The following is a 5,248-nucleotide window of genomic DNA, read 5'->3' as shown; positions in this document are numbered from 1 at the left end:
ACGAATGACACTGATGCGGTGAATGTTGCGCAGTTAAAGGATTTACAAAACTATGTTGGCAAAGGTTGGAAGCTGTCTGTTGATGGTAAAAATGCTCAAGTTGTTTCTATAGACGACTCGATAGATTTATCAGCGGGAAATAGCAACCTTAACATTACCAAAGGCAAAGATGATAATAAGGTAAAATTTGATCTAGCGAAGGAAATTACACTAAATAAAATAACAGCAGGAGCAAGTACCCTAGACGCAACGGGTTTGGTCATTACCAATGGTCCCCAAATAGTAACGAATGGTATTGATGCAGGCAATAAAAAAATAACAGGAGTAGTAGAGGGTACTGAGACGAATGACGCTGTGAATTTTGCACAATTGCGGAAAATTGAAAAAGAAGTTGAACAACAAGTAGCAGCCAGTAGCTTTGTTAAACAGGATTCTGAAACGAAAGATATCACCATTGGTAAGGAAACAGATGGCACTGTAATTAATCTTCAAAACAAGGATAATGGAAATCGAACCATTTCCGGTGTGATGGGTGGAGAAATTTCTAAAGATTCAATTGAGGCGGTAAATGGTTCATAGCTTTTTGAGACAAATGATAAGGTTGCGACCTATTTTGGTGGTGGTGCTAGCTATGAAGGTGGCGCATGGAACGCTCCGACTTTTAACATTAAAACTGTTAAGGAAGGTGGCGAAACAGAAAATAAAGAATATCATGATGTAGCGGAAGCTTTGACTGGAGTTAGCAGTTCTATCGCGAATGTTCAGAATAAATTTACTAAGCAAATTAATGATGCCGTTACCAATGACAAGGTGAAAGCCTTATTAAGAAAGATCCAAAGACAAATAACATCACTATTGGTAAAGAAGTAGCAGGCAGTGAAATCAATATCGCCAACATACAAGGAGATTTACGAACCCTTTCTGGCGTTGCGGACGCAAAGAACAGCAATGATGCCGTTAACAAAGGTCAGCTTGATACAAGTATCAAAGAGACAAATAGCGAAATAACGAATAAGTTTAACGACTTTACCGAAAACATAACGCATATTACACAGCAAGTTAAAGGCGATGCTTTATTGTGGAGCGAGACTGATAAGGCATTTATTGCTGATCATGGAGAGGGGAGTGCAAAAACAAACAGCAAAATCACCCACCTTTTAGAGGGGAGCATTTCTTCTAGTTCAAAGGATGCAATTACGGGTAGTCAGCTTTATTCACTGGGGAATGCAGTTTCTGCTTCTTTAGGCGGTGGAGCGAGCTATGAAGGGGGAAGTTGGATTGCTCCAACTTTTACAGTGAACAAATTTGATATTAAAGGCAAGGCAACGCAAGAAGATTATAAAACTGTTGCTGATGCTTTGTCAGGTTTAAGCACTTCTCTCACAAATACTCAGAATAAAATGACCAATGAAATTGCTCATGTAAAGGATGAACGTCTTGTTAAGCAAGATGACAAAACAAAGCTTATCATGATTGGTGGAGAGAAGGATGGTATTGTAATCAATATCGCTAACAAGGATAAAGAGGATAGAAAGATTTCTGGTGTAAAGGCGGCGGAGAATGCGAATGAAGCAGTTAACAAAGCACAGCTCGATAAGCTCGATAAGAAAATTGAGTCTACGAATTCTTTTGCAGTTTTTTATGATAAACAGTCGGATGATACTGTTAATTATAAGAGTGTGACTTTTGGTGGCAAAAATAAAGAACCTGTTGCTTTGCATAATGTTGCTAATGGTGCGCTTTTGCAAGAATCACACGATGCAATTAATGGTGGTCAAATTACAAAAATATTTCAGCAGGTAGTTAAATATTTTGGTGGGAATGCAGCCTTTAAAGAGGGTATTTTTACGGGGCCAATTTATAAATTACTCAGTATTTCTGAAAATGGGACGGTAGGAGAAACAGGACATGATAATATTGTTTCGGCATTTGAAGGTCTTGATACAAATATAAAAAATGTAAACAAGCGTATTAAGGAAGTTTCGCAAGGCATTAGCGATGATTCTTTGTTATGGGATAAGAATAAAAGAAGCCTTTGTTGCTCTTCATGGGGATGGCGAAACAAAAGAAAACAGCAAGATTACCTATCTGAAGGATGGTGATATTGCAGAAAGCTCAAGTGATGCAGTAAATGGTTCTCAACTTTATTCTTTAAACGAGCAACTAGCGATCTATTTGGGTGGTCGCGCTGGTTATGATAAACAAGGAAATTGGCAAGCTCCAAATTTTAAAATCAAGCAGTTTGGTAAAGATGGAGGCTCTGAAGAAAAGAGCTATAGCAATATTTCTGATGCGTTGAGTGAGGTTGGAAATTCTTTCACGAATATTCAGATAAAATTACCAATGAGATTAGCAAAATAGAAAGCGAGAATCTTGTTAAGCAGGATGAAATAACAAAACGTATCACGATTGGTGGAGAGAAAGATGGTAGTGAAATCAATATTGCAAACAGTGCGAGTGGTGTGCGTAGCCTTTCTGGTGTAAAAGCAGGGCTTCTTACGGCAGAATCCACGGAAGCGATCAATGGTTCCCAACTTCATTCGGTCATCAATGTATTTTCTAGATATTTTAGTGAAGATGCGGGATACAAGGATGGAGAATGGCTTGCACCAAACTTTAAGGTTGCACAATTTACTGCTGATGGTGTGGTAAATAAAAGGAAGAACTATACCAATATTGCATCTGCATTTGAAGGTGTTAACGAAAGCATGACCAATATCAACAATCGTATTCATGATGTTGAACAGAGCGTTTTCTCGAGTGGTTTAAATTGGAGTGAGACAGAAAAAGCTTTTGACGCACGCTATAAAGCTCAAGATAGTAAGATTAAGCATTTAGCGGATGGTGAAATATCAGAAGGTTTGAAAGAAGCTGTTAATGGGAGTCAACTTTGGCAAACGAATAAGAAAGTTCAAGAAGTTGAAAGCCATGTCAACATAATGATAAGCAAGTAAAAGATTTTGCCAGTGTGGCAGATATTGCTGTTAAGTATGATAAAGAAAATGATGGTAAGAAAAAGAATAAAGTAACATTAGTTGGTGTTAGTGAGAGTGATCCAGTATTAATAGACAATGTAGCGGATGGTCGTATTGAAAGTGGCTCAAAAGAAGCCGTTACAGGTGGTCAATTGCATGATTATACGGATCAGCATATGAAGTTGGTACTTTATGATGCGAAGAAATATACGGATGAGCGCTTTAACAATATTATAGATAATACGGTCAATAATGTTGTTAATGAGACAAAATCTTACACAGATATCAAGTTTGAAGCGTTAAGGTATGAAATTAAGGAAGTTCGTAAAGAATCTAGACGGGCAGCGGCAATAGGTTTAGCGGTATCGAATTTGAGTTATGAAGATACACCTGGTTCTTTAAGTTTATCGATTGGAACGGGAATATGGCGTAATCAATCAGCTTTTGCTGTAGGGGCAGGTTATATTTCTGAAAATGGCAGAATTCGTTCTAATATATCAGCGACGAATTCTGGTAATTATTGGGGCATAGGAGCAGGTTTAAGAGTAAAACTGAATTGAGAGAGATCAGTGAAGCTTGTCGATGCGTTTTGAAGTTATAGTTTTGTTTTATGAAGAATCGAATATTTGATCTCTACAATAAGCTTTATATATAAACATAGCTATTTATAAATTTAGCTATAAACTTTCATTATTTTTCTAAATTTTTTTACTTAAACTGTTGAAAAAAGATCACATATTTCTGTAAAAAATATTCAAATTTATAAAAAATATTATTTTTTTGTTGCTATTTTATTGTAGAGGGATTAGGGCTACATAAAGTATATTAGTAAGACTCATTTTGATCGAAATAGCAATTCAAAAGGGGGGGGAGAGAGTAATGCGTAAAAAACGAAAATATATTAAAAGCCAAATTCATACCGTTGCATTACATTTAATAAAACAACACCCTAGCTGAACAATTCTTATTTCCTGAGAAAATTTAAGTCTTTTTTAAATATTACGGCTTTTCATTTACTTCAATGATTAAAGAAATAACACCCCTTAATGAAAAAAATACATAAAAAACCCTTCAATAAAACTATTTCCAGAATTTTTTATTAAATAATCAAACACCTGATAAATAAAATGCCCTTAATATTTAAAACCTTCGAAGATCCTTTAACCTAGACAAGAAACTTAAGTTCTTATTAGAGTCTAAATGTGTTCTTTTTATGTTCATATAAACATATTTTCTCATTTAGACTTCATTACAGAAAGCACACACAAAACACCCCAAAAGACTCAAAACGCCCTTATTCAAAAAGCCACCCTCAATTTCTAATCTCATCTGAGTAAATGCCTAAAAGAAAAATATGTCTTTTTTATGTTTTGAAGTGTTTTCAGATTTTTCATTGGAGAATTAGTTATGAAAAAATTGCATGCCACACAAAGAGCGAACAAATTGAAAAATTCTCGTTTTTCTTTTGTTAAAGTTCTTTCATTGGCTACAGTCACGACATTTTTATTAAATATTTCTCCTGTTTTTTCAGCAAATTTTGATTTTAGAAACGCGTTTCTTGAAGGTGTTAAGAGTGCTGGTGTATCTTATCCGCAAAGCATTATCTCTGTTGCTGGTTTAAATGCTTCTGATGACTCTGATGACAGTGATAATAATTCTATCATCGATTTTTTGACAACAGATAGTCGTGCTACATGGAAAGGTGTGCCAAGTATATTCAAAGCTGAAAATGTGGGTGATAAAAAAGTACAACAGTCTACGAGAAGTATTCATACGAATTCTATAGATGATGCAGATTTTTTAAGCCCTCTTGGTTTGTCAAGAGTAGTATCGACCCAAATAGCTGGAAAAGAAAGCGTTGGTCATCCTCTGGCGCACGGTTATGATGCGAGTGCAAAGGGTTACGATGCTATTGCGTTAGGTCCATTGGCGGAAACAGGACAAGATAGAGCTATTGCTATAGGTTTGTCTTCTTACGCTGATGGTCATAATAGTATTGCGATTGGTTCTGGACCAGACTACGCTAAGCCAGAAGAAAGGACAACTGCTAGAGGTGATAAAGCAATTGCCATAGGTTTCCAAGCTAAGGCTCTAAACAATTTTGCAATAGCCTTGGGGGATTCTGCTGTTACTAATCAGGACAATGCGATAGCTGTTGGTCGTATGGCAGAAGCGGTAGGAAAAGATAGCATTTCTATAGGTTATATGGCTCTTGCTTCTGGGGTAGGCAGCACTGCACTGGGCGGTGAATATAATCCAAATAGTCAACATGG

The 5,248-nt window shown here is 36.3% G+C and carries 4 pseudogenes; all 4 read left to right on the top strand.

Going from position 1 to position 5,248, the window contains the following annotated elements:
- A pseudogene (locus BN338_RS13285) lies at window positions 1–579 on the top strand (hypothetical protein); the annotation flags it as partial.
- Between the two features lie 242 nt (window positions 580–821).
- Window positions 822–1,811 (top strand): annotated as a pseudogene (locus BN338_RS13275) (Vomp family autotransporter); the annotation flags it as partial.
- Between the two features lie 189 nt (window positions 1,812–2,000).
- A pseudogene (locus tag BN338_RS13945) lies at window positions 2,001–3,535 on the top strand (Vomp family autotransporter); the annotation flags it as partial.
- Between the two features lie 847 nt (window positions 3,536–4,382).
- Window positions 4,383–5,248 (top strand): annotated as a pseudogene (locus BN338_RS08690) (hypothetical protein); the annotation flags it as partial.

Source organism: Bartonella queenslandensis AUST/NH15 (assembly GCF_000312585.1).
GTDB classification, from domain to species: domain Bacteria; phylum Pseudomonadota; class Alphaproteobacteria; order Rhizobiales; family Rhizobiaceae; genus Bartonella; species Bartonella queenslandensis_A.
This window is presented reverse-complemented; position numbering and strand designations above follow the sequence as displayed.